The sequence below is a fragment of the Devosia sp. genome (assembly GCF_028290625.1).
Classification (GTDB): domain Bacteria; phylum Pseudomonadota; class Alphaproteobacteria; order Rhizobiales; family Devosiaceae; genus Devosia.
The window spans coordinates 24,240-49,255 of record NZ_JAQGJM010000013.1; the positions used below are offsets into that span (position 1 = coordinate 24,240).

The 25,016-nt window shown below is 63.8% G+C and carries 23 protein-coding genes; 11 read left to right on the forward strand and 12 right to left on the reverse strand.

Annotated features, from left to right (window positions below; all coding sequences use genetic code 11):
* The first annotated feature begins 7 nt into the window (after nucleotides 1–7).
* Nucleotides 8–2,368, forward strand: coding sequence for a PIG-L family deacetylase (locus JWR51_RS07195; RefSeq protein WP_299745653.1), 2,361 nt, complete (start codon nucleotides 8–10; stop codon nucleotides 2,366–2,368).
* Nucleotides 2,369–2,377: 9 nt separating this feature from the next.
* Here JWR51_RS07195 and ugpC read toward each other — a convergent pair whose 3' ends face one another.
* From ugpC to JWR51_RS07220, 5 genes are read right to left on the reverse strand one after another with little or no spacing between them, the layout of a single operon-like run.
* On the reverse strand, nucleotides 2,378–3,445 hold the full coding sequence (gene ugpC / locus JWR51_RS07200; protein ID WP_299745655.1) for a sn-glycerol-3-phosphate ABC transporter ATP-binding protein UgpC: 1,068 nt from the start codon (nucleotides 3,443–3,445) through the stop codon (nucleotides 2,378–2,380).
* Nucleotides 3,446–3,454: 9 nt separating this feature from the next.
* The gene (locus tag JWR51_RS07205; RefSeq protein ID WP_299745657.1) at nucleotides 3,455–4,303 is read right to left on the reverse strand and encodes a carbohydrate ABC transporter permease; all 849 of its coding nucleotides are present in this window, start codon (nucleotides 4,301–4,303) and stop codon (nucleotides 3,455–3,457) included.
* Complete coding sequence (locus JWR51_RS07210) at nucleotides 4,303–5,172, reverse strand: sugar ABC transporter permease (protein WP_299745659.1); 870 nt, start codon at nucleotides 5,170–5,172, stop codon at nucleotides 4,303–4,305. Before JWR51_RS07210 ends, JWR51_RS07205 begins: the two co-directional genes overlap by 1 nt.
* A gap of 52 nt (nucleotides 5,173–5,224) precedes the next feature.
* Complete coding sequence (locus JWR51_RS07215) at nucleotides 5,225–6,532, reverse strand: extracellular solute-binding protein (protein WP_299745661.1); 1,308 nt, start codon at nucleotides 6,530–6,532, stop codon at nucleotides 5,225–5,227.
* A gap of 41 nt (nucleotides 6,533–6,573) precedes the next feature.
* Nucleotides 6,574–7,548, reverse strand: coding sequence for a nucleoside hydrolase (locus JWR51_RS07220; RefSeq protein WP_299745663.1), 975 nt, complete (start codon nucleotides 7,546–7,548; stop codon nucleotides 6,574–6,576).
* Between the two features lie 184 nt (nucleotides 7,549–7,732).
* On the opposite strand from JWR51_RS07220, the gene JWR51_RS07225 reads away from it, so the two are divergent.
* A complete protein-coding gene (locus JWR51_RS07225) occupies nucleotides 7,733–8,611 on the forward strand; it encodes a LysR family transcriptional regulator (RefSeq protein WP_299745664.1) in 879 nt (292 codons plus the stop codon).
* Between the two features lie 135 nt (nucleotides 8,612–8,746).
* Here JWR51_RS07225 and JWR51_RS07230 read toward each other — a convergent pair whose 3' ends face one another.
* Entirely contained in the window at nucleotides 8,747–8,953 is a 207-nt protein-coding gene (locus JWR51_RS07230) for a hypothetical protein (RefSeq protein WP_299745666.1), read from the reverse strand.
* 95 nt (nucleotides 8,954–9,048) lie between these two features.
* Between JWR51_RS07230 and JWR51_RS07235 the strand changes: the two genes are divergently transcribed.
* The 5 genes from JWR51_RS07235 to JWR51_RS07255 all read left to right on the forward strand — a co-directional run bounded on the left by JWR51_RS07235 (nucleotide 9,049) and on the right by JWR51_RS07255 (nucleotide 17,570).
* A complete protein-coding gene (locus tag JWR51_RS07235; RefSeq protein WP_299745667.1) occupies nucleotides 9,049–11,094 on the forward strand; it encodes a M3 family metallopeptidase in 2,046 nt (681 codons plus the stop codon).
* Nucleotides 11,095–11,313: 219 nt separating this feature from the next.
* Nucleotides 11,314–13,008, forward strand: a complete 1,695-nt coding sequence (locus JWR51_RS07240) for a L,D-transpeptidase family protein (protein ID WP_299745669.1) — start codon at nucleotides 11,314–11,316, stop codon at nucleotides 13,006–13,008.
* A gap of 439 nt (nucleotides 13,009–13,447) precedes the next feature.
* Nucleotides 13,448–15,052 (forward strand): DUF882 domain-containing protein, encoded by a 1,605-nt coding sequence (locus JWR51_RS07245; RefSeq protein WP_299745671.1) that lies wholly within the window; start codon nucleotides 13,448–13,450, stop codon nucleotides 15,050–15,052.
* 144 nt (nucleotides 15,053–15,196) lie between these two features.
* Nucleotides 15,197–17,128 carry a 1-deoxy-D-xylulose-5-phosphate synthase gene (gene dxs, locus JWR51_RS07250; protein WP_299745673.1) on the forward strand — a complete coding sequence of 644 codons (1,932 nt, stop codon included), beginning with the start codon at nucleotides 15,197–15,199 and terminating at the stop codon, nucleotides 17,126–17,128.
* 220 nt (nucleotides 17,129–17,348) lie between these two features.
* On the forward strand, nucleotides 17,349–17,570 hold the full coding sequence (locus JWR51_RS07255; RefSeq protein ID WP_299745675.1) for a hypothetical protein: 222 nt from the start codon (nucleotides 17,349–17,351) through the stop codon (nucleotides 17,568–17,570).
* A gap of 23 nt (nucleotides 17,571–17,593) precedes the next feature.
* Here JWR51_RS07255 and JWR51_RS07260 read toward each other — a convergent pair whose 3' ends face one another.
* Complete coding sequence (locus JWR51_RS07260; RefSeq protein WP_299745678.1) at nucleotides 17,594–18,742, reverse strand: glycosyltransferase family 2 protein; 1,149 nt, start codon at nucleotides 18,740–18,742, stop codon at nucleotides 17,594–17,596.
* Between the two features lie 214 nt (nucleotides 18,743–18,956).
* On the opposite strand from JWR51_RS07260, the gene JWR51_RS07265 reads away from it, so the two are divergent.
* Nucleotides 18,957–20,120 carry a hypothetical protein gene (locus tag JWR51_RS07265; RefSeq protein WP_299745681.1) on the forward strand — a complete coding sequence of 388 codons (1,164 nt, stop codon included), beginning with the start codon at nucleotides 18,957–18,959 and terminating at the stop codon, nucleotides 20,118–20,120.
* Nucleotides 20,104–20,721 carry a hypothetical protein gene (locus tag JWR51_RS07270; RefSeq protein ID WP_299745683.1) on the forward strand — a complete coding sequence of 206 codons (618 nt, stop codon included), beginning with the start codon at nucleotides 20,104–20,106 and terminating at the stop codon, nucleotides 20,719–20,721. The genes JWR51_RS07265 and JWR51_RS07270 overlap by 17 nt, the downstream gene beginning before the upstream one ends.
* Here JWR51_RS07270 and JWR51_RS07275 read toward each other — a convergent pair.
* Together JWR51_RS07275 and JWR51_RS07280 are read right to left on the reverse strand one after the other, a co-directional pair.
* A complete protein-coding gene (locus JWR51_RS07275; protein ID WP_299745686.1) occupies nucleotides 20,718–21,272 on the reverse strand; it encodes a hypothetical protein in 555 nt (184 codons plus the stop codon). The two genes, JWR51_RS07270 and JWR51_RS07275, sit on opposite strands and share 4 nt — an antisense overlap.
* A 33-nt stretch (nucleotides 21,273–21,305) precedes the next feature.
* Nucleotides 21,306–21,566, reverse strand: coding sequence for a DUF2312 domain-containing protein (locus JWR51_RS07280; protein ID WP_299722400.1), 261 nt, complete (start codon nucleotides 21,564–21,566; stop codon nucleotides 21,306–21,308).
* A 174-nt stretch (nucleotides 21,567–21,740) separates the two neighbouring features.
* Between JWR51_RS07280 and JWR51_RS07285 the strand changes: the two genes are divergently transcribed.
* Together JWR51_RS07285 and pyk are read left to right on the forward strand one after the other, a co-directional pair.
* Nucleotides 21,741–22,358, forward strand: coding sequence for a DUF1036 domain-containing protein (locus JWR51_RS07285; protein ID WP_299745689.1), 618 nt, complete (start codon nucleotides 21,741–21,743; stop codon nucleotides 22,356–22,358).
* Between the two features lie 22 nt (nucleotides 22,359–22,380).
* A complete protein-coding gene (pyk, locus tag JWR51_RS07290) occupies nucleotides 22,381–23,820 on the forward strand; it encodes a pyruvate kinase (RefSeq protein WP_299745691.1) in 1,440 nt (479 codons plus the stop codon).
* A gap of 60 nt (nucleotides 23,821–23,880) precedes the next feature.
* Here the strand turns inward: pyk and JWR51_RS07295 are convergent, their stop codons facing one another.
* The 3 genes from JWR51_RS07295 to ykgO form a co-directional block, all read right to left on the reverse strand.
* Nucleotides 23,881–24,189: a TM2 domain-containing protein gene (locus tag JWR51_RS07295; RefSeq protein ID WP_299745693.1), complete on the reverse strand. Its 309-nt coding sequence runs from the start codon at nucleotides 24,187–24,189 to the stop codon at nucleotides 23,881–23,883.
* Nucleotides 24,190–24,290: 101 nt separating this feature from the next.
* Nucleotides 24,291–24,713 (reverse strand): hypothetical protein, encoded by a 423-nt coding sequence (locus JWR51_RS07300; protein ID WP_299745696.1) that lies wholly within the window; start codon nucleotides 24,711–24,713, stop codon nucleotides 24,291–24,293.
* A 68-nt stretch (nucleotides 24,714–24,781) separates the two neighbouring features.
* The gene (gene ykgO, locus JWR51_RS07305) at nucleotides 24,782–24,907 is read right to left on the reverse strand and encodes a type B 50S ribosomal protein L36 (protein WP_046136523.1); all 126 of its coding nucleotides are present in this window, start codon (nucleotides 24,905–24,907) and stop codon (nucleotides 24,782–24,784) included.
* Nucleotides 24,908–25,016 lie beyond the last annotated feature (109 nt).

Genomic DNA, 25,016 nt, shown 5'->3' on the forward strand with positions numbered 1-25,016 from the left:
CTTTGTCATGTTGACCGCCAGCGAGCGTCTCGCCCGTCAGAAATCCCGTCCCCTCCTGGTCGAACTGCACCGCGCCCTCACAAGGCTGATCTCGACGCTGACGATGATGAATACCGGCGCCCATCCGGATGACGAGCAATCGGGCATGCTGGCGACCATGCGCTTCGGCTATGGCATGCGCATCATCGTCGCCTGCTCGACGCGCGGCGAAGGCGGCCAGAACAGTCTTGGCCCCGAACGCTCCGGCGCGCTGGGCGTGGTGCGCAGCCGCGAAATGGAGGAAGCGGCTCGCATCCTCGATGCCGATATCGCCTGGCTCGGCCACGGCCCGGACGATCCGGTGCACGATTTCGGCTTCTCGAAGAACGGCGTGGACACTTTGGCGCGCTGGGGCCGCGAGCGCATCATTGAGCGGCTGGTGATCGCCTATCGGCGCGACAAGCCGGATATCGTCATTCCCACCTTCCTCGATGTACCCGGCCAGCATGGCCATCATCGCGCCATGACCGAGGCGGCCGAAGTCGCCATCGCGCTCGCCGCCGATCCGGCCTATCTGACGCCGGGGCTGGATCCTTGGGCGGTGGCCAAATATTACCTGCCGGCCTGGTCTGGTGGGGGCGATACCTATGATGACGAAGTGCCGCCGCCCAATGCCAGCGTGCGCGTCCTCGCGCCCGGGCTGGACATGCCGACCGGCGCGGCGTTCGATGCCATAGGCGAATGGTCCCGTGCCTATCACGCCAGCCAGGGCATGGGCCGCTGGAAGAATGCGCCCAAGACCGAGTGGCCACTGCACCTCGTGCGTGGCCCGCTTGGCGCGGAAAACGATATCCGCCAGAACCTGCCCGCAACGCTGGGCGAACTCGCCGATCTGTTACCCGGTCCTCATGCCGCTCCGTTGCGGGCAGCGCAATCAGGCATCGACGCCGCATTGCGTGCCTTTCCCGATCGCCCGGCCATCACCACCGCGCTCCTTGCTGCGGCCGACGCGCTTGAGATCATTGCCGAGGACGAGACACTCGCCCCGCATGCACATCGCCTGGCCCGCAAACGCGCCGAGATCGACGCCGCCCTGCTGCTCGCCGCGGGTATCTCCCCGATCGCCTGGGCCGAACCCAACCGCCCCGCGCCCGGCGGCAACGCCACGCTGAATATCAGCATCGGGCCAGAGCCGTTTGCCACCATGCCGGTCGCCAAGGCACCGCTCCATATCGGCGCCGCCGTAGCCGGGGATAGCGTCGTCAGCTACCCGATTTCCGTCAATTCCCAGGCCCCGCTCAGCGGTCTCTACGCCCCCGGCTTTTCCAGCCTGGGGGGCAATGGCGAACTCAGCGTTGAAATCGAAGCTGTCATCGGCGGCCGGAGTGTGCGCGGCAATGTCGATCTGGAGGAGCCATTTAGCGTGGGCTCGGCCCAGTCGGTGACGCTTGTGCCCGAGACCATCATCCTGGGATCGAGTCGCACGGCCGACCCGCTGCGAGTCGCCATCCGCTCGCCTTCGCCCATAACCAATGCCGTGCTGATTGGCCCTGCCGGCTGGGGCGTCATGCGCAGCGAAGCTGGCTTCACCATCACCCCCGCGGCGCCGCTCGCCAATGGCCTCTATCGCCTGCCCCTGATGTTGGACGGCCGCCAAGCCTATCGCCAGACCCCGATCGCCTATCCCCACATCGGGCGCACGCAGTTCGTCACCGCGCAGGCGCTCAACGTGCTGGCGCTGGACCTGACGCTGCCCGAGGCGGCGCGTATCGGCTATGTGGGCGGCGGCAGCGACCGCGTCGGCGTCTGGCTCCGCGCCATGGGGCTGAATGTCACCGATCTCCATGCGGCGGCGCTAGCTGGCGACCTGTCCGAGCTGACCACCATCGTCGTCGGCACCCTGGCCTTCGGCGCCCGGTCCGACCTCGCCGCGGCTACCGAAAAGCTGCGCGACTGGGTCGAGGCCGGCGGTCATCTGCTGACCCTTTACCACCGCCCGTCGGACGGCTGGACGCCCGATACCACACCACCGCGCCGCGTCGTCATCGGCTCGCCCTCGCTGCGCTGGCGTGTCACCGATCCCACCGCACCGGTCGATATGCTCGCGCCAAAGCACAAGCTGCTGACCGGCCCCAACTCCATTGGCCCAGATGACTGGGCTGGCTGGGACAAGGAGCGCGGCCTCTATTTTGCGTCCGACTGGGACGGTGCCTATGAGCCCCTGCTTGCCATGCACGACGCCGGTGAAAAGCCGCTAACCGGCGCGCTGATTTCCGCGCCCATCGGCAACGGCCGCCATACCCATACCAGCCTCGTGCTGCATCATCAGTTGGACCGGCTGGTCCCGGGTGCCTTCCGGCTGCTGGCCAATCTCGTACAACCGGCGTGAGGCGCTAGGCTATCGCAGGCGCCCGCCGCTGGCCGCGTCGAACAGGAAGGCACGAGCCGGATCGAACCCGATATCCAGGCGCGTGCCAGCGGCCACGGTGCGGCTGTCGCGCAATTCGATGGTTAGCGGCTGCACCCCGCCCGATTGGCCATAGGCATAGGACGCGCCGCCCAGATGCTCGACCAGATCGACCATTACCCCCAGCCGCACGCTGCCGGTGGGTGAAAAATGCTCGGGCCGAATGCCAAGCAGCAGGTCCGCACCCGGCGCCGGCAGGCTCGCGAGTGGCAGGGGTACGGCGACGTCACCAAAATCGGGCAGCACCACCGCGCCGTTCCTGACCTCAGCGCGCAAAAAATTCATCCGCGGCGAGCCGATGAAGCCGGCCACGAACATGTTGTCCGGCTGGTCGTACAGATCGAGCGGCGTGCCCACCTGCTCCACCCGCCCGGCACGCAACACCACGATCTTGTCGGCCAGGGTCATCGCCTCGACCTGGTCATGGGTCACGTAGATCATGGTGGCGCCAAGCTGCTCATGCAGCCGCGCGATCTCCAGCCGCATCTGCACCCGCAGTTCGGCATCGAGATTGCTCAGGGGCTCATCGAACAGGAATACTTCCGGATTGCGCACGATGGCGCGGCCGATAGCGACGCGCTGTCGCTGTCCACCCGAAAGCTGCTTGGGCTTGCGCGCCAGCAATTCGCCCAGATGCAGGATCGCGGCGGCCTCATCGACCTTGCGCTGCACGTCGGCCTTGGGCATGCCGTTCATGCGCAGCCCGAAGCCGATATTGTCGGCCACGCTCATATGCGGATAGAGCGCATAGGACTGGAACACCATGGCGACGCGGCGCTGCGCCGGATCGAGATCGGTCACGTCGCGCGCGCCGATGGCGATGCGGCCGCTGCTGACCTCTTCGAGCCCCGCGATCATCCGCAGCAGCGTGGACTTGCCGCAACCGGACGGCCCCACGAACACCACGAATTCGCCATCGGCGATCTCGAGATCGACGCCGTGGATGATCGGGGTCTGGTCGAAGGATTTCTTGACGCCTGCAAGCGTGAGACCGGACATGAAATTCTCCTAGCCCTTGATGCCCGCGCCAGCGAGCCCCTGGACATAATAGCGCTGCAGCGGAAGCAGCAAGGCGATGGGGATGAGCGCGGTGATCACCGACACGGCGAACAGCTGGTTCCAGATGGTCTGGTATTGCTGCTGGAATGCCGCCATGCCGACCTGGATGACCTTGAATTGCTGGCTCGGCATCGCCAGCAGCGGCCACAGGAACGCCTCCCACTGGAAGATGAACAACAGCAGCGCCGCGCTGATGCAGGTGGGTATCGACAGCGGCACATAGATGCGCAGGAGGATATTGAGCCAGCTCACGCCATCGAGGCGCGCTGCTTCCGCATAATCCTTCGGCACTTGGCTGAAGAACTGGTAGAACAGGAACACCGCCAGCCCGTTAGCCACGCTGGGCACGATCAGCGCCGCGATATTGTCGAGCCAGCCCAATTGCTGGGTCACCGTATAAAGCGGCAGCGCGATGGCCTCGAACGGCAACATGAAGCTGATGATGATCAGCGTCAGGATGATGGCCTTGCCCCTGAACTGGAACATCGCGAAGGCAAAACCCGCCGCACCATTGACGATCAGCCCCGCCACCATGGTGATCAGCGCCACCAGCATGGTATTGCCGATGATCATGCCGAAACCACGCTCAAAAATGCCGCTATAGGCCTCGAGCGTCAGTGGCGACGGCAGCAGCGCCTTGGCGGTGAACGGAAAGATATCGGCAAACACTTCGCCATTGGGCCGCAGCGACGAGACGATCGCCCACCACAGGGGCAGCACGAAGATAAAGGCGATGACCGCATAGGCCAGATGGCGCAAGCCCAGCCCGACGCCGCGACGAACGGTGGTAGCGGCCATCAGCGTGCCTCCCTTCGGCCCGACAGCAGTCGGAATTGCAGCCCGACAATGACCAAAAGGATGGCGACCACCACCACGATAATGGCCATGGCCCGGCCCATATCGCCGAACACGAAGCCGGACTTATAGGCCTCATACATCAGCACATTGGTGGAATCGGCCGGCCCGCCCTGGGTCAGCATGAAAATGGGCGCGAACAGCAGGAAATTGATCGACACATCGGCCACCAGCACGAACAGCAGTGTCGGCCGCAGCAGCGGAATGGTGATGAAGATCAGTCGCTGCCACGCCTTGACCCCATCGATCCGCGCGGCGTCGTAAATCTCGGGCGAGATATTCTGCAGCCCGCCGATAATGAAGATCATCCAGTAGGAAATGCCCTTCCAGGTAGCGATGGCGATGATCGAATAGAGCGCCAGCGATTCCGCCGTCAGCCACGGCTGCGCTGGCACACCCGCAATTCCGATGACCCCGTTCACCAACCCATCCTGGCTCAACATGATGCGCCAGATGATCACCGCCGTCGGCAGCGACACCCCGATGGGGATGAGAAACAGCACGCGATAGACGCCGACACCCTTGAAATTCTGCACATAGAGCAGCGCCAGCCCCAGCGCCAGGGCGATCTGGATCGGGTTGATCAGGAGGTTGAACCAGAGCGTGATCTTGAGCGAATTCCAGAACGCGGAATCGGTCAGCAGCGCCACGTAATTGTCGAACCCGACAAAGACCGAGTTGCCACGCAGCACGTTGAAGAAGCTGTCATTGACCGCCAGGGCGATCGGATAGAGCCGGAAAACGACAAGCCCGATCAGAGCGGGTACCAGCAGCAGTATGATCAGCAGAACTGGCGTCCGAGATTGGGTCATGCCGTTTTCCGGTAAGCGCGACCCCGGGGACAGCCGGGATCGCGCGTTCATATCAGGGGGCGACGCGCGCCGCGGCGGCTTCGAACTTCTGCACCGCGCTCGCCAGAGCATCGGCAACCGGCACGCCGTTGGCAATGTCCACGAAGGCCGTGCGGAAGGCATCCTGCAACTGGCCGTAAGCGGCCGTCACCGGACGGGCCTTGGCGGTGTTGAGCGAGTCATAGACGCCCAGGCGGAACACGTCCTGCGGGAAAGCGTCGAAATCGGCGCCCGTGCTGATCTGGTCGAGCAGGGGCTTATAGGTCGGCAATTGCTGCAGCGAGTCGAACCACACCTTGGTGCCTTCGGCCGAAGTCGTCAGATAGCTGGCGAAATCGAAGGCTTCGGCCTGGTTGGCCGAGGCCGCATTGACGCCCACATACCAGCTCCCGGTCGGCGTCAGCACCTTGCCACCCTCGAAATAGGGATAGGGTGCCACGCCAAAGTCGACGCCGCTGGCGGTCAGCCCCGGCAAGTTCCAGGTGCCGCCTGCCAGCATGGCGAGTTTGCCATTGCCGAACAACTGCGCGGCCTCGCCATAACCTAGGCTCTTCGGGCTCACGCCCCATTCATTATAGAGATTGGCCCAATAGGTCGCTGCCTTGGTCCAGGCCTCGCTGTCCAGATACCCCTTGGCCGTATAGCCGTCCGGCCCAATCACATCGGTGCCCAGCGACTCGCCGAATGGCTGGAGCTGATAAAGCTCGCCGAACTGCTCGACAGTGAAGCCATAAGTGGTGGTGCGCCCACCCTCCTTGACCGTCAGCTCCTGCGCTGCATCGGCGACTTGTTCCCAGGTCCAGCGCTTGGCCGAGGCCAGCTCGTCCACCTGCGCCTGGCTGGCGGTGCTACCCGCGGTCAGGCCATCGGGCGGCGTAATGCCGGCCGCCGCGAACAGCGCCTTGTTGTAGAACATCACCTGCGCCGAATTGTTGATCGGCAGGGCATATTGCGTGCCGTCATATTTGCCGGCATCCAGCGCACTGGTCACCAGGTCCGCCGTGCTGATGCCCGCATCCACCGGCGACAGGAACCCGCGCGAGGCGTAGCTCGCCACCAGCGGCGCATCGACATAGACCAGGTCTATCCCCGCATCCTTGGAGCGCAAACGCAGTTCCGCCACCTGGAAGAACTGCGCGAAGGGATAGGGCTGCAGCTTGATCGCGACGCCCGGGTGGGCCGCCGTATAGGCATCGGCGACCGCCTGCATGGCGGTGGTGTCGCCACCCTCGATCACGATCATATTGAGCGTCTTGTCCTGCGCCATTGCGGTGCCGGCAAGCATGCTGGCAACCAGTCCGGCGACGATGGCAATCTTCATAGTCTTCACGGGGCACCTGTTGGGGCTGGAGAGATCGGAGGTTAGGCGGAAATCCTACCCGTGGCCCAGATCAGGGCCTCGGTCACGAGGGCGGCGAAACGGGGGGCATCGGCCTGCATGGCCACGCCGACATTCTTGACGCGCTGGTCATGCGCCGGATCCTGCGGGCGCAGGTCGATCAGCGTCTGCCCATAGGTCTCGGCATCGCCGACGATCACGTCGCCCGGCAATTGCGCCATGGCAAACAGGCTCGGATCGATCAGATAAGCGATGGTGCAGGGATCGTGCAGCGGCGCGCCTGGCTTGTCGGCCCCGGCGAAGCGGTAATAGGTGCCGCAATAGAAATCCATGATATCGGCCACCACGTTCGCGTCCGGACGGGCCGCGCGGACGGCGGCGACATCCTGCCGCCGCAGCAGCGTCTGGTGGGTAGCGTTGAGGCCGAACATCACGAGCTTGACGCCCGAGCGGAACACGATGCGCGCGGCCTCGGCGTCGGCCCAGATATTGAATTCGGCGGCCGGAGTGACATTGCCCTCGCCCGCCGAGCCGCCCATGAACACGATCTGCTTGATCTTGGTTGCAAGGTCGGGCCGCAATGCCAGAACCAGAGCTAGGTTGGTCATCGGGCCGATGACCACCACGGTGATCTCCCCCGGATTTGCGTCGACGATGCGAATGATCGCGTCGACCGCATGCCCCTTCTCCGCCTGGCGATCGGTCTGCGGCAGGTCGACGCCGACGCTATCCAGCCCGCTCGGGCCGTGGAATGCCGCCGGGAATTCATAGCGATGCAGCAGCGGCTGCACGGCGCCGCGATAGACCGGGATGTCCAGGCCGAACGCTGCGACGATGCGCAGCGCATTATTGGTGGTGTTGTCGAGCGAGGCATTGCCGCACACCGTGGTGATGGCTTCGACCTGGATACTGTCATGCCAGGCGGCCAGCAGGATGGCGGCCATATCGTCATGGCCGGGATCGCAATCGATGATCACGCGATGGGAAGGATTGGACACGCCGCTGCACTCGCACTGATATTGTTTCAATAAGCTGCATCATGACAGCGATCACACGCGCCGAGAAAAACCCGGCCAACGCGCATCCAGTGCCCCGCAGACAAAGGAAATCCTAGGCTGGACCCGTTCCGGACAACAGCATACTATTGCTCTGTTCAGTTGACTTTTCCTGATGGATCGCCCGATGCTGCATCTGCTCAATGCCTTGCGGGCCTTCGAGGTCGCGGCCCGCCTTGGCAGCGTGCGCAAGGCCGCCGAGGAACTGCGCGTCTCCAATGGCGCCGTCAGCCGGCATATCAAGAATCTGGAACAGGAATTCGGCATCGCGCTGTTTGAGCGCGGCAACCGGTCGATGAAGCTGACGCCGGCGGCCGCCACTTTCGCCGCGACCGTCACCGAGGCCTTCGCGTCGATCACCCGCGGCACCGAGCACCTGCACACGACCCACAGCCAGGCGACCATCATGCTGACCGCGCCCGACACTTTTCTGCTGCGCTGGCTGGTGCCCCGCTTGCAAAGTCTGGAAGCCGCTTTAGGCGGAATGTCGGTGCGCCTGACCACCTGGACGCGCGAGATCAATCCCGCCGACCGTTCCATCGATGTCTATGTCGGGGTGGGCCCGCTACTCAATATTCCGGGCATGACGGTCGCCGCCGTAGCGCCTGAAACCTTCGGCCCCGTGGTCAGCCCCATGCTGGTGCGCGACCGCGAGCCGACCCCCGAATTCCTCTGGAGCCTGCCCCGGCTCGACATTCGCTGGCCGCCCGATATGTGGACCAACTGGTCCCGCGAGGCCGGCGTCACCCTGCCACCGCGCGAAACCATCTGGTACGACGCGCTCTCCTTCAGCGTGCAGGCCGCCGAAGCCGGGCTTGGGGTCGCCATCGGCCCCGGCCCTGCCGTCTGGGATGCGCTCGAACAGGGCAGGCTGATTGCGCCGCTGGGCATGACCACGCGGCAAGGTAGCTGGTTCCTCGCCTGGCGCGACGATCGCTCCAGCCGCACCATGCACATCATTCGCCGCTGGTTCGAACAGCAGATGACCGGCGAACTGCGGCCCTAACGCCGCCCTCATAGCTCCTCCACGGAGTCATTTCCCGCGCAGGCGGGAACCTCCGTTTTCTTTGTCGGTCGCTCAACAGAGGTTCCCGCCTGCGCGGGAATGACCCGGTGGGGAGGATTTGATGGCAAATGTCGTCTAGCTCTCTGCCGCATAAGCCGACAGCAACCAGGCAACGAGGCCCGATCGCACCAGCAGCTCGCTTGGCGGCGCTGCTGCCGATGGCGTAAACCCATGCCGCCGCAGCGCCGCGTCCATAGCCATCGCCCGGTTCTGGGGGTTGACCACCGCCAGCGTGCGATCGGCAATTTCTGTGGCCAGGGTCTTGGACATGCGTTTTGCCATGAAATATCTCCGGACACCTTTTAGCCTAGGCTCCTGCGATTTCTGCGCTAATTTGATGCGCGCCGTCGTCGGAAATGCACTCAAGCAGGACGCCCATGAATAACCCATTGCTGACCGCCTGGACCACACCCTTCGAGGCACCGCCCTTCGCCGAGATTGCGACGGAGCATTTCGAGCCCGCATATCTCGCGGCCCTCGGCGCGCACCGGCAAGAAATCGCCACCATCGCGGCTTACCCGGCGACACCCGATTTCGACAATACGATCGCCGCGCTGGAGCGCAGCGGCGCCTTGCTCAAGCGCGTCGACATGGTGTTCTCCCAACTTGCTTCGGCCAATACCAATGAGGCGCTGCAAGCCGTCGAGCGGCAAATTTCTCCGCTGCTGGCGCGCCATTGGAACGCGATCTATCTCGATGCGGCGCTGTTCGCGCGGGTGGACGCGCTCTACCAAACGCGCGCGGACCTCGGCCTTGCGCCGCCCGAGGCCCTCCGCGTCCTTGAGCGCTATCACCTCGATTTCGTCCGCGCCGGCGCCAACCTGACTGAAGGCGACCGCGCCCGCTTTGGCGAGATCGTCGAACGCCTTGCAGTGCTCGGCACCCAGTTCGGCCAGAACGTGCTGGCCGACGAACAGGGCACAATCTTCGCTCTGTCCGAGGCCGAAACGGACGGCCTGCCCGACTTTGCCCGCGTCGCCGCCGCCGGGACCGCCAAGGACCGCTCCGTCAACGCCCCCTATGCCGTCACCACCTCGCGTTCCAGCGTCGAGCCCGTGCTGCATTTCGCCCGCGACCGCAGCGTGCGCGAAAAAGTCTGGTGCGCCTTCGTCAAGCGCGGCGCCAATGGCAATGAGAACGACAACAGCGCCGTCCTCGCCGAAATCCTGCGCCTGCGCAGCGAACTGTCGCAATTGCTGGGCTATCCCAGCTATGCCCATTTCAAGCTGGCCGACAGCATGGCCAAGACCCCTGACACCGCCCGCGACCTGCTCGAACAGGTCTGGGAACCCGGCCGCCAGCGCGCCATGGAGGATCGCCAGGCGCTGCAGCAATTGATCACCGATGAGGGTGGCGATTTCGCGCTCGAGGCCTGGGACTGGCGCTATTACGCCGAACAGCTCCGCCTCGCCCGCTACGATTTCGACGAGACTGAAATCAAGCCTTATCTCGAACTCGACCGCGTCATCGAAGCCGCCATGTACACGGCCGGCCGCCTGTTTGGCCTGACCTTCGAGCCCCGCACCGATATCCCGGTCTATCATGACGACGTGCGCACCTGGGTGGCGTTGCGCGACGGCCACCAGGTCGGCGTGTTCTACGGCGACTTCTTCGCCCGCCCCAGCAAGCGCAGCGGCGCCTGGATGACCTCGTTCCGCGACCAGGAAAAGCTGGACGGCGCGGTGCTGCCGCTCATCGTCAACACCTGCAATTTCCTCAAGCCGCCGGCCGGCGAGCCCGCCTTGCTATCGCTCGACGAGGCCCGCACCGTGTTCCACGAATTCGGCCACGGCCTGCATGGCCTCCTGTCGGATGTGACCTATCCGCGCATTTCCGGCACCAGCGTGGTGCGCGACTTCGTCGAGCTGCCCTCCCAGCTCTACGAGCACTGGCTGGAACAGAAGCCAGTGCTGGAACGGCTGGTGCATTACCGCACCGCCGAGCCCATTCCGCAGGACCTGATCGAGCGCATGAAACTGGCCCGCCAGGCCAATACCGGCTTCGAAACGGTGGAGTTCGTCTCCTCTGCCATCCTCGACATGGACTATCACTCGGACCCTGCTGCGGGCGAGATGAGCGTCAACGCCTTGGAACACCGCACGCTGGAGCGCATCGGCATGCCCCGCGAAATCGCGCTACGGCACGCCAGCACACATTTCCTGCACCTGTTCACCGGTGACGGCTATGCGGCCGGCTACTACAGCTACCTGTGGTCCGAAGTGCTCGACGCCGATGGCTTCGAAGCCTTCGCGGAAACCGGCGACCCCTTCGATCCAGCAACCGCCGAGCGGCTGTTCAAATACATCTACTCCGCCGGCGGCTCGCGCGAGTATGCCGAGGCCTACCGCCTGTTCCGCGGCCGCGATCCACAGATTGCAGCGCTGCTGGCCAAGCGTGGCTTTGCGGTTCCGGTCCCATCCTAACGGCTCCCCGTCGTCTACATTCACTGCGCATTCATCATTGCGGCCATAAAACTTCGCGCAGGTCCCAAGTTGCAGCGCCGCCACAAAGATCGCTCACAACATTGCGAGCGATTGCGCCCGTTAAGATTTGCGGAGTATTGATTTTTTCATGCGGAACGACTGGTCGGAGCCCCTGATTCTGGCCTGATCCGAGCCCGCGACAGCGCCGCCGGAGTTCGCATGAACAAGCTTATGGTCTGCCTTTTCGCCGCTCTCGTCGGTGCCGGCACCGCTCTGCCGGCAATGGCGCAGGACGCGGCGACAGCGCTACCCACCCGAGTGGTGATCGCTCCGGCCCAGAGCGAGCTGGCCCGCATCATCAAGACCGGCCTGGCGGCCGCCTATTACGGCGCCCCCAAGGGCAGCACGGCCTATAACGAGGCCCAGAAACTCTACTTCTTTTACGGCGAACGCCATTTCGAGCCACTGTGGCTGGAACAGGCCGCCCACGGCGACGTGGCTTTTTCCGCCTCGGCCCAGAAAATTCTCAAACTGTTCCTGGCCGCCGGCAGCGAAGGCCTGCGCCCCGGCGATTATCTGACGCCCGATCTCGATGTCGCCGGCGCCAAGGGCGACCCGCTCAAGATGGCAGCGCTCGAAACCGCCTTCTCTGGCGCCACCATGCGCTATGCCAGCAATATCTATACCGGCCGCATCCGCCCGCTCTCGCTGTCGGAAAACCTGGATATCCAGCCCAAGCTGCTCGACCAGTCGGCATTGATGATGCAGCTCGCCTCGAGCGCCGATCCCGTCGCCGTGCTCAACGCGCTGGAGCCGACGCATCCCGAATTCCTCGCCCTCAAGGCGGCCCTGGCCAATTTCGACGATGGCAGCGTCGACCAACCCGTCCACATCGCCGATGGCAAGACGCTCAAGCCCGGCATGAGCGACGACCGCGTCCCGCTGCTGCGCGAGCGCCTCGAGCTGCCCGCTGTGGCCGACACGACCTATGACGACGCGCTGATCGAGGCCATCAAGACCTTCCAGGGCAGCCTGGGCCTGACCACCGATGGCATCATGGGCCCGGCTACCGTCGCTGCGCTCAATGGCGGCACGGCCATCACCCGCAACGACATCCTGGCCAATATGGAACGCTGGCGCTGGATGCCGCGCGACCTCGGGGCCTTCAACGTCTTCGTCAACCTGCCCGAATATCGCCTCGCCATCTACCGCGACGGTGCCGAGGTCTACACGACGCGCGTCGTCATCGGCGCCACTGCGCACCAGACGCCGATTTTCTCCAATGCGATCCAGCACATCGTCGTCAATCCATACTGGAACGTCCCGGCCTCGATCGTGCGCAACGAAATCGCGCCCAAGACCCGCGCCAATCCGGGCTATATCGCCGGCCAGAACATGGAACTGCTCTATGGCGGCAAGGTCGTCAGCGCGTCCTCAATCGACTGGTCGGCGGTGGGCGGCAGCTTCCCGTTCAGCGTGCGCCAGCGCCCCGGCGCCGGCAATGCCTTGGGCCAGATCAAGTTCCTGTTCCCCAACAAGCACGACGTCTACCTGCACGACACGCCGTCCAAGTCGCTGTTCGCCCGTGACTACCGCGCCTATAGCCATGGCTGCGTGCGCGTACAGAACCCGATGGAATTCGCCGACGCCCTGCTGGCCAACGAAACCACGATCAGCCGCGCCTCGCTCGAAGCCATGTTCGGCACCAGCGAGCGGTGGGTAAATCCCGAACACCAGATTCCGGTGCACCTGGCCTATTTCACCCTGCGCGTGCAGCCCGACGGCAGCATCCGCTCCTTCGGCGACGTCTATGGCCACAACGCCAGGCTGATCGAAGCGATGGGCCTGAACGCCCCTGACGTTGCCCCCGCCGCCGCTCCCGTATCGGTCGAAGACGGCGCGCTGTCTCCCTGATCTGCTGGTTATCGCGGCAGCTGCGATCGATAGCCGCTGATTTGTTGACTGCTACCTCGCCACACCCACCGGCCTTCCCGCGGACTTGATCCGCGGGCCTTTCGCCGCTTGTGCTAGGTTGAGAGTGGCCCGCGGATCAAGTCCGCGGGAAGGCCGAGTTTGGGGCCAGTTTCATTGCCCACGCCACAGCGTCCAGCGTCGCCCCACACCCCGTTAACCCCTGCTTCACACTTTCGCCTTGGTTCAGCCAGTTTTTGCCAGTAAAAATGCAACTGTGAGGGGTCCAGTTACACGCCCTTGCGGTCTCGTTAGCGTTAATAAGTTCTACGCGACTTTCCGCTAAAATCAGACCACAGTGCAGTGACCGGGCAGAGTACAGCGTGACGGGGACAGCTTCTTGATACGCAACCATCTCCTGCGGCTCGTCTTGAGCGCGCTTATGAGCATTACTATGCTGCTGCCGTCCCTGACGGTTCCAGCCAGTGCAGCCAACGAGCGCAGCCTTTACCTCTATTATACCCACACCGGCGAAACCGCTCGCATCGTGTTCAAGCGCAATGGGCAATATGTCCAGGCGGGCCTGAACCAGCTCAATCAGATGCTGCGCGACTGGCGCCATAACGAACCTGCCAAGATGGACCCGGCTTTGTTCGACCTGGTCTGGGAAGTCTACCAGGAAGTGGGCGGCACCCAGCCCATCAACGTGGTCTCGGCCTATCGTAATCCCGCCACCAATGCGTCGCTGCGCGCTGTCGCCGGCTCTGGCGTCGCCGAAAATTCGCAGCATATGCGCGGCAAAGCGATGGATTTTTTCATTCCCGGCATTTCGCTGACCAAGCTGCGCGCCGCCGGCATGCGCCACCAGGTCGGCGGCGTCGGCTATTATCCGACCTCCGGCAGCCCCTTCGTGCATCTCGATACCGGCAATGTGCGTGCCTGGCCGCGCATGACCAAGGCGCAGCTGCAGCAGATCTTCCCGGACGGCAAGACGCTGCATGTGCCCACCGACGGCAAGCCGCTGTCGCAGGCCGGCCGCCAATATGCCCAGGCGCAATGGCAACAGTGCCATCGGGTGCCGTGCAACGGCAACACGCGCTATGATGAAACCCAGATCGCCAGCAATGATGGCGGCTCGGGCCGGTCGCTAGCCGATATGTTCTTCGGCAAGGGCGAGCAGGCCCCGGCCGGTGCCCCGGCGCCCGTGCAGATGGCGTCCGCGGCTTCCACCGATATCGCCCCACCCATTCCCATGATGCGCCCCGCTGCGCTTGGCGCGCCGACCCAGATGGCCGCCGTCGATCAGCCGCCGCTACCATTCTCGACCACCGGCAGCGCGCCGCTGGACGATGCCGAACTGCTGACCGCCAGCGCCGCGCCGATTCCCGCGACCAAGTCGCAGGCTTTGCTGATGGCCACATCGGCAGCCCTGCCTGAAGGCAATCCGGAAACTGCCGTGACCGCGCTTGCGGCGCTGACCGCCCCCGTGCCGCAGCCGCGCCTGCAGATGAGCAATCCGACCGATGCCATGCTCACCGCCTATGCGCCCGTGCTGACCCAGGACCCCGAGGCGCAGCGCGCCCTGCAGATGATCATCGAGCGTAGCACCACCGCCAGCGCGCGACCCAAGGCGCCGATCGCTGTGCTGCCACCGCTACCGGGCACCGCCAATGGCCTGCATACCGCCTCGCTCGGCAGCCAGCCAGCCGTCAACGCGCTGATGGGCCTGTTCGGCAATGGCCGCGATACAACCAAGCAGCGACTTGCGCCCGCTGCAGCGGCCTTGAGCCCGCGTCCCGACGTCAATGCCATGCGCGACGTCGAGCTGATCGCCCCCGATCTTGAACATGTCGCCGAGGTATTCCTCACCCCGGTGGTCATGACCTCCGATCATTTCGCGGTCATCTTCGACCATGACGAGGCCGATTTCGATCCCACCACCGAAATGGGTCGCTACGTCACCGTCATGGGCGCTGCCGGCGTTCCGGCGGAATTGAGCGCCACGCGCTTCCAGACCGGCCGCCCGCCGATCGTTGCGTTCAACTAGACGCGACGGCGCCGCCCCAATTCCAGCATGATCGCAACTTAGCGCTAGGCTGCGGCGTTTGGCGCATCAGGCTGTTACGGTTGCAAAGCCAAGGGCCTCGGCCTAAACCTCGCTTGTCACAATCCTTGGTAAAGGATCGCCCGCTTGCCCGACAAGCCGCTTACCCCTCTGCTCGACACCGTATCGACGCCCGCCGACTTGCGCGCCATGCCGCGCGAAAATCTGCGCGCCCTGGCCGATGAACTGCGCGCCGAAGTGATTGACGCGGTCTCGGTCACTGGCGGCCATCTGGGCGCCGGGCTCGGGGTGATCGAATTGACCGTGGCGCTGCACGCGGTGTTCGACACGCCGCATGACCGCATCATCTGGGATGTCGGGCACCAGGCCTATCCGCACAAGATTCTCACCGGCCGGCGCGACCGCATCCGCACGCTGCGGCAGAAGGACGGGCTATCCGGCTTCACCCGTCGCGCCGAAAGCGAATACGATCCGTTCGGCGCGGGGCATTCGTCGACCTCGATTTCGGCCGGCCTCGGCATGGCCGTTGCCAGCGACTTGCAGGGCAAGAAGCGCAATGTGGTAGCGGTCATCGGCGACGGCGCCATGTCGGCCGGCATGGCCTATGAGGCGATGAACAATGCCGGCGCCATGGATGCGCGGCTGATCGTCATTTTGAACGACAACGACATGTCGATCGCCCCGCCCACCGGCGCGCTCAGCGCTTATCTGGCGCGGCTGGTGTCGAGCCCCACCTATCGAGGCATGCGCGAAACGGCCAAGACCGTCACCAAGAAACTGCCGCAGTTCTTTCACGAGCCGGCCCGCCGCACCGAGGAATTTGCCCGCTCCTTCTTCACCGGCGGCACGCTGTTCGAGGAACTGGGCTTCTACTATGTCGGCCCCATCGACGGGCACAATCTCGACCACCTGCTACCGGTGCTCGACAATGTGCGCGATGCCGGCGATGGCCCCATCCTGGTCCATGTGGTCACCAAGAAGGGCAAGGGCTACGGCCCGGCCGAGGATTCCGCCGACAAGTATCACGGCGTGTCCAAGTTCAATGTCATCACCGGCGCGCAGGCCAAGGCGCCCTCGAATGCGCCGTCCTATACGTCCGTGTTTGCCGAAAGCCTGATCCAGGAAGCCACCGACGATCCGCGCATTGTCGCGGTTACCGCCGCCATGCCTTCGGGCACCGGGCTGGACAAATTCGCCGAAATCTTCCCGGACCGCATTTTCGATGTCGGCATTGCCGAACAGCATGCCGTGACCTTCGCGGCCGGCCTCGCCACCGAAGGCATGAAGCCGTTCGTTGCCATTTACTCCACCTTCCTGCAGCGCGCCTATGACCAGGTCGTGCATGACGTGGCGATCCAGCATCTTCCGGTGCGCTTTGCCATCGACCGGGCGGGCTATGTGGGCGCCGACGGCCCCACCCATGCGGGTAATTACGACGCTGCTTATCTCGGCGCCATTCCGGGCATCGTGCAGATGGCCGCGGCCGACGAGGCCGACCTCAAGCACATGGTCGCCACCGCCACCGCCTATGACAATGGCCCCATAGCCTTCCGCTATCCCCGCGGTGACGGCATGGGCGTCGACATGCCCGTGCGCGGCATTGCGCTGCCGATCGGCAAGGGCCGCATCATGCGCCAGGGCGGCACCATCGCCATCCTCAGCTATGGCACGCGGCTGGGCGAAGTGCTCGCCGCCGCCGACAAACTGGCCGCTTTGGGCCTCAATCCCACCGTCGCCGATGCGCGCTTCATGAAGCCGCTCGACGAGGAATTGATCGCCCAACTGGCACAAAATCACGATGTGCTGCTGAGTGTCGAGGAAGGCTCCATCGGCGGCTTCGGCAGCCACGTGGCAACCTTCCTCGCCAGCAACGGAATGCTCGATGGCAAGCTGCGCTTCCGCCCGCTGATGATCCCCGATCATTTCGTCGAGCATTCCAGCCAGGCCGACATGTATGCCGCCGCCGGCCTCGACCGGGCCGGGATCGTGGCGACCGCGCTGACCACGCTCGGTTACGACAGCGCGGCGCTTGAGGCAGCACTTGGCAAGATCAGCTAGGGCCTTCAGCGTTTAATCCCACCCCCCTCTCTTCCCGTGGGCTTGACCCGCGGGCCTTCACCAGCACGGCACAAGCGGCCAATGGCCCGCGGGTCAAGCCTGCGGGAAGAAAGCGGTGTGAAAGGCCACGAACCGGAAAATCAGCTTGCTATAAGGTTTTAGCGAGACAATTAACCCGATTGAGATGCCGGGCGGCTATCACCAGCTCAGAGGTGATGTCATGACGACGATTTCTGCGATGTCCAGCGGCGTAGCCGGCCTTCAGCGCGCAACGCAGCGGCTTGAGAAGAGCGCGGCCAGCATTGCCAACCCGAATTCGGGTGGCGACATGGCGGAGGACCTGATCAACGCCCTCATCGCCAAGCTCGATTTCGAAGCCTCGACCAAGATCATCAAGGTCGCCAGCGACATGCAGAAGTCGGCGATCGATATCCTGGCCTGAGCCTTGATCCGATCGCCTGTCGCCTACTTCCAGGTGAAGGCCCGGGTCACCGCATAGTTGAACACCGAGCTCATCACCGCGCCCGCAAGACCCGCCGCAAAGGTCTGGTGATCGAGATTATAGATGCCACTCGCCACCGAGATATTGGCGATCCCGCCCAGCGCGCAGATGGCGTAAAACCCGATCAGCCCGAACACCAGCTTGCGGCCATGCAGGCGGCGATCGGCATAGGTCAGATTGTTGTTGAGCCAGAAATTCCAGGTCATCGCCACCATGGTGGCGGCGATCTGCGAGATCACGAAATTGGCGCCCAGCGAATAGGTGAACAAGCCCAGCGTCGCCATGTGTACGACCACGCCGGTCACGCCCACGAGGCCAAACAGCAAAAAGCTCGGGGGCAGGATGCCACCGCTGAGCTTGGACGCCCACAGGCCGAGATACTGGATCACGATCAGCGGGTTCATCTTGCTCTCGCCGGCATGGCGCGGGCGGAACGTATAGGGCACTTCGGCAATCTGCAGCGGCTTGCCGGAGCGCGCCGAGGTCACGATCAGGTCGATCAGGATCTTGAAGCCGTCATTGGCCAGCTTGGGCGCGACATTCTCGAAGATGTCGCGGCGCACCAGGAAAAATCCGCTCATCGGATCGCTGATTGGCTGTCCGGCGATCATCGCCGCCATCTTGGTGGCGAGCCGGCTGCCCGACAGGCGCGTGGCGCTCAATCCGGTTGCGGCCGAGCCTTCGCCGGCAAAGCGTGTACCCACAACGAGATCTGCCCCCGCCAATGCCTTTTCCAGCATCTGCGGCAGGATGGCTTCGTCATGCTGCAAATCGGCGTCGATCACTGCCACATAAGGCGCCGATGTCGCCGCCATGCCCTCGACGCAAGCCGAGGACAATCCGCGACGCCCAAAGCGGCGGATACAGCGCACATTGGCGTAAACGCGGGACATTTCATTGACGACTGCGGCGGTGCCATCGGGACTGTTGTCGTCGACGACGATCATCTCCCAGGCCGTCGCGCCAAGCGCAATCGCCAGTTTCTCGTATAGAAGCTCGATATTGCCCCGCTCGTTGAAGCTGGGGACAATCACCGCCAGTTGCGGCGGATGGCCGGTGGCGACGGGGTGGCGGAGGCTGTCAACTTTGGCTTGGCTACCGATTTCCGTCATGCAATTTCCGATACAGGTCGCGTTGTTTTGATCTGGCTGGCACCTAGCTGGCAAAAAGCACAGAAATAAGGATCGGTTGCATGCAAGTCTGCAATGGCTGCCCTGCGCAGGACGCAGGCGTCTATTTGCAACCATCCCCGTTGCGTCGGTTGACAAGTGCTGTCCGGCGCGGCCAGTTCATTTGCGCCCAGTTCGCGCGTATCGAGGACCACACGTGCAGCACATGCTCCAGCCGGCCATCGCGACCAGCCGTTCCCGCGCTGCACTCATCTTCATCCTGCCCCTGCTGTTCCTCGTGATCGGCCTGGCGCTGCGGTTCCTTGCCTTCCGCGTCGCCCAGCCTGAGGCCGACCCGTCAGCTTTCATCACCGCCATGTGTCGCTGGGATTGCAGCTGGTACATCAAGATGGCGCAGACCGGCTACGATCCGTTCCCCGTCCCCAGCCGCATCAATTCGGGGAACTGGGCATTTTTCCCGTTCTACCCGCTGCTCGTCGGCGCGGTCCGCCTGCTGCTGCCCTTCGCCACGCTCGTCACCGCCACCGGCCTGTCGCTGCTCACCACCTATACGGCGGCGGTCGTCGCCTGGCCGCTGTTCGACAAGGATCTGCGCGCTTTCACGCTGTACGCCGCCTTTCTGCTCAGCGGGCCGTTCTCGTTTTACTTCACCAGCTTTTTCACGGAGCCGATGTTCGTGCTGATGACGACAGTGGTCTTCGTCATGCTGAAGCGCTCCAATTATCTGGGTGCCGGCCTCGCCACGATCCTGCTGTCAGCCACCCGCATCGTCGGCGTCTTCGCCACGCTATCCATCGTCGTGCAGGCGGCGCTCGATCACCGGGCCAGCACCGGCTCCTGGCGCGGCCTGGTCGGCGCCTTTCTCAAGCGGCCCAACCTGCTGCTCGCCATATTCATCGCGCCGCTCGGGCTGTTCGCCTATATGGCCTTCCTCAATTTTTACATCGGCGATGGCCTGGCCTTTCAGCACGTGCAGCGCTCCTGGGGTCGGCCGTTCGGCAATCCGCTGTTTTTCGTCTGGCAAGGCCTGACGTCCTGGCCCGACATGGGATTTTGGCCGACCACCTCGCAATGGCTGGCCATGGCCGCGGTGCTCGGCATCGTGCTGACCGTCGTGCTCGCCTGGCGCCGCCAATGGGCCCAGGCCCTGTTCGCCTTCATCTCGCTGACCCTGCCATTATTTGCCGGGCTGGCATCGGTCATCCGCTTCACTGCTGCCATGGTGCCGGTCACCGTACTGGCCATGCAATTGCTGGCGTCGCGGCGTTGGCTGTTCGCGCTCGGCCTGCTCGCGATCCTGGTGTTGGGCTATGTCATCCCTCTGGCCTGGTTGGGTAACAACAATGTCCCTCTTGCCTGATCCCAAGCCGGGCTCGCCGCGCTTTATCGCCACCTATGCGCTGGTCGCCGTGCTGGCGCTGCTCGAACTGGTCATCGCCTGGCAGGCGATCCACCCCAACGTACCCGAGGCCTACCGCGCCTATTACATCGACCACACCACGACCTGCATGCGCCAGCCGGTGACGGGCGCTTATGCGATGGGCGCCACGATCGACTTCCGCTCCGGCGGCGACGACACCAGGGAATTGCGCCCCTGCGGCTGGGAAGGCCCCGTAGGTAATGGCATGCATGCCCTGGGCGAGACTGCCCGCCTGCGCTTTGCCACCGGCGCCATCACCGCACCCATGACCCTGACCCTTGAGATGACCGCGATCGATATGGATGGTATGGCCGATCAGCGGGTTGTGGTATCCGCCAACGGCACGCCGGTGGGTACCACCACCATTGCGCGCGGCAAGACGGTCACCGTGCCATTCGCAATTCCGGCGGGCATTGCGGCCGAGACCGGTCTACTCGATATCGTGATGGATTTTCCCGATGCGGTGAACAGCCGCCCCGGCGATTCTAACACCCGCAAGCGCTCGATCAAGCTGACCGAGGCGACGCTAAGCCCAACCTAGTCGGGCAAGCGGTACCGCGAGGCGTTGCACTTGTTTCGTGTCCAATAGTCGCTGACGGGCTGGAACGAGCCGGTCGCCAGCTTTTGAATGCGGGCGGTAAACGCCATCGCCTGGCACTCATTCGTCCCCGCAACCACATGCACCATTTCGTGCAGCATGGTGGTCTGGCGCAGTTCATCCGCCCCCGGCGAAAAGAAGCGCGGACAGATGACCAGCGATACTGCGCCCTGCTGGATCGCCGGGGTCACATAGGCGGCGAAGCCGGAGCACAGCCCCCGTTCGCTCTCGTTGGTGACCAATTGCACATCGAGCGGCGCGCCCCAGAGCGAGGAGGCAAACCGCCGCTGCACCAGCGCATCATGATATTCCTGGGTTGGCACACCCATGCTCACGGCATCCAGACCCGGCAGCGCGCGCTCGAAGGTCCGCGCCGCCGCCCGCAAGGCGTTCTCGATCATGTCGTCTTGCTGGGCCTGGGCCGGCGTCAGCCCGAGCAGCAGCGCGATTGCCGCCGCCGCAAAACCCCGCACCGCCGCAAGATAGCGGCTCACGCCGCTATCTCCAACCGATGCGGGATCATGGGATCAGTCCTCGCTCGGCGCCGCCACCATGCCGAGGGCCGACATATAGAGCTCCAGGATCGCTTCATGCTCCTGGCGCTCGCTGGCATCCTGCTTGCGGATACGCACGATCTCGCGGATCACCTTGGTATCGAAGCCATTGCCCTTGGCCTCGGCATAGATTTCCTTGATGTCGGCGGCGATGGCGGCCTTTTCTTCTTCCATGCGCTCGATCCGTTCGATGAACGCACGCAACTGGTCCTGGGCAACACTCTCTTCAGCCATCGACAAAGTCCTTTTCGGTTCAAGCCTGGGTTCAACCCTAGTGCGGGCTTCGGTTCAAGCGCTTTTGTGCCCAATCCACATGCCCGCTGCCACACCTGAACCCAATTCGGTCAAATCGAGCCGATAGCCATTGACGCAACGCGCCCTTGCGCTCAAAAAGTGGCTTCGATCCCCATGATTTCCGGCACGCTCTTGCACAAACTCCGTCTCGGCCTGACCCTTGTCGGCGCGCTGATTGCCAGCCTTGCGTTTTTTTCCCTGCCGGCCCGGGCTGATTTGCGCGTCTGCAACGAGACCGCCAATCCGCTGACCGTGGCGCTCGGCTACCGTGCCGAACGCGGCTGGATGAGCGAAGGCTGGTGGCAAACTCCGCCCGGCGATTGCCGGGTTTTGTATCAGGGCAATCTGGAGCGGCGTTTCTATTACGTCTTCGCGGCCGACGACATTGGCGGTGGCGCGTGGGACGGCTCGGTGTTCATGTGCACACGTGACGAAACCTTCACGATATTCGGGGTTGAGGATTGTCTCGCACGCGGTTATGAGCGCACCGGGTTCTTTGAAATCGATACACAAAACCGTAGTGACTGGACTCTACAACTAACCAACGATGGCGACGGCCCTGGCTCACAAGGGACTGACAGCCCGGAAGGCGACGATCCGACCTTCCTGGTCGATCCCGATGTTCCTGGCGCACCGCCGCTGCCGCCTGACGAAACGCCGATGGACGGCGTGCCCGACTTGCCACCCGATGACGCACCGATGGACGGTGGGCCACCACCGCCGAACAACTGACGACCAACCGGACGGAACCGCAATGAGACGCATGAGACGCGTAAAGATCGTCGCCACCCTCGGGCCCGCGAGCCACGACGAGCGGATGATCGAGGAGCTCGCCCGCGCCGGCGCCGACGTGTTCCGCATCAATATGAGCCACGCCAGCCACGAAGTGCTGCACCAGACCGTGGCGCGCATTCGCAATGTCGAAAAGACGCTGTCCCATCCGCTGGGCATCCTGGTCGATCTGCAGGGCCCCAAGCTGCGCGTGTGGAAATTTGTGGGCGGCTCCGTCCAGCTGGTTGCTGGCCAGAAATTCACCCTCGACAGTGACAACAACGACACCGGCAATACCGACCGCGTTTACCTGCCGCATCCCGAGATCATCGAGAGCGTTTCGGTGGGCGACCGCCTGCTGCTCGACGATGGCAAGCTGGCGCTCAAGGCCATCAAGGTGGGCAATGGCGCCATCGAGACCGAGGTCATCTATGGCGGCAAGCTGAGCGACAAGAAGGGCGTCTCCCTGCCCGATACGCTCCTGCCGACCGGCGCGCTGACCGAAAAGGACCATGCCGATCTGCTCGAAGGCCTCAAGGCCGAAGCCGATTGGATCGCCCTCTCCTTCGTGCAGCGTCCCGAAGACATCATCGATGTGCGCAAGATCGTCCAGGGTCGCGCCGGCGTCATGGCCAAGATCGAAAAGCCCCAGGCCATCGATCGCCTCGAGGAAATCATCAAGCTCAGCGACGCCATCATGGTGGCCCGCGGCGACCTGGGTGTCGAGCTGCCGCTCGAAACCGTACCCGGCCTGCAAAAGCGCATGATCCGCATGGCGCGCCGGTATGGCAAGCCGGTGGTCGTCGCCACCCAGATGCTGGAATCCATGATCGTCTCGCCGGTGCCGACCCGCGCCGAAGTGTCGGACGTGTCGATCGCCGTGTTCGAAGGCGCCGACGCCATCATGCTCTCGGCCGAATCCGCGTCGGGCGCCTATCCGGTCGAAGCCGTCTCGACCATGAACAAGGTTGCGGTGGCCGTCGAAGGCGACGCCAATTATCGCGGCATCATTCGCGCTGCCCAGACCGAGCCTGAAGCCACCGCGGCCGACGCCATCTCGGCGGCGACCCGCCAGGTTGCCGAAACGCTCGACCTGGCCGCCATCGTCACCTACACCGCCTCTGGCTCCACCGGCATCCGCGCCGCCCGCGAGCGCCCGTCCAAGCCGATCATCGCGCTCTCGCCCAATCACCGCACCATCCGCCGCCTGTCTGTGGTCTGGGGCATCCATTGCGTGCAGACCGAAGACGCCATCAGCCTCGAAGACATGGTCGACCGCGCCTGCGTCATCGCCTACCAGGAGGGCTTTGCCCGCCCCGGCGACCGCATCGCCATCACCGCCGGCGTTCCCCTGGGCACCCCCGGCGCCACCAACATGCTGCGCATCGCCTTCGTGCGCCAGGACGGCGCCGGCTCCAGTTGACAAGACTTTTCCATTAGACGGTCAAAGGCCCGCGCAAGCGGGCCTTTTTTTACGCCTGCCTTAGCGCCGCGACGAGAACACGCGGTCGGCAATGCGTGTGTTGCGGCCCGCCACAATGCCGGGGATCAGCAGCGCATCGATCAGCCACCAAAGCCCGACGACGAACCACAGAAAGCCAAGAAATCCAAACGACACCAGCGTGAGCACCAGTGTCACCGCCGATAGCGCCAGCATCATAAAGCCGCTGATCGGTCGGCCAAGATAGAACCGGTGTGCGCCCACATAGCCGAGGAAAAACCACAGCAAATAGGCGACGAGCAGCGACTTCTTTTCGATATCGTATTGAGCCGAGGTCCGATCCATCGTCATTGCATCTTCTCCGTTTGCTCGAAGATGGCCCTAAACTCCCCAGGTTCAAGTCCTGCAGTTCAGACCGGACAGGCGTGCAGTGCGGCAGGGTTGGTTGCCGCCTAGGCTTCCAGCACGCTCTTGAGCGTCAGGAAATCGGTAGTGATCCACTCGATGGTTGAATCAAATTCCGCGTCACTCATGCCGGCGCGCCGGAAAAAGGTGAACAGCAGTTCGCTGCCCTCTTCGTTGGCGACGACGCGCATTGGCGTGAACAGCGGCGTCTCACCCGGCACGAACTGCGCGTGGTCAAGCACGCCGAATTCATTGGGCGGCGTGAACCGATAATGCCGCGGGCCGCCCGGCGTCATGGCAGACCAATCGCCGCCCTCGAGCGGCACGAATGTTGCCTCGTCCACCGCTGCCCATTGCGAAAAATTGCGCGGATCGGCCAGGAATCTATACACCACGGCGTAGGGGCGTTCGATCTGCAGCGTGATGGTGTGGGATCGGCGCATTTTTAGGTTCCGCAACAGCGCGAGCATGGCACAGTTCGCGACAAACAAAAGCCCGCTTGCGCGGGCTTTTTATTTCGTACGGTACGAAACCAAGCTTAGCCCTGGCGGGCCTTGTAGCGCTTGTCGACCTTGTTGATGATGTAAACGCGACCGCGACGGCGGACGAGCTTGTTCGCGCGGTGGCGAGTCATCAGCGCCTTCAGCGAGTTGCGGACTTTCATCGTATATCCTCGATTAAACAAAAGGGGCGCCTGAGCGCCCGAAGAATTGGCCGGAACATAGGGAAATCGCCAACGTCTGTCAACGCGCCCGCGCGGGTTTTCCGCCATG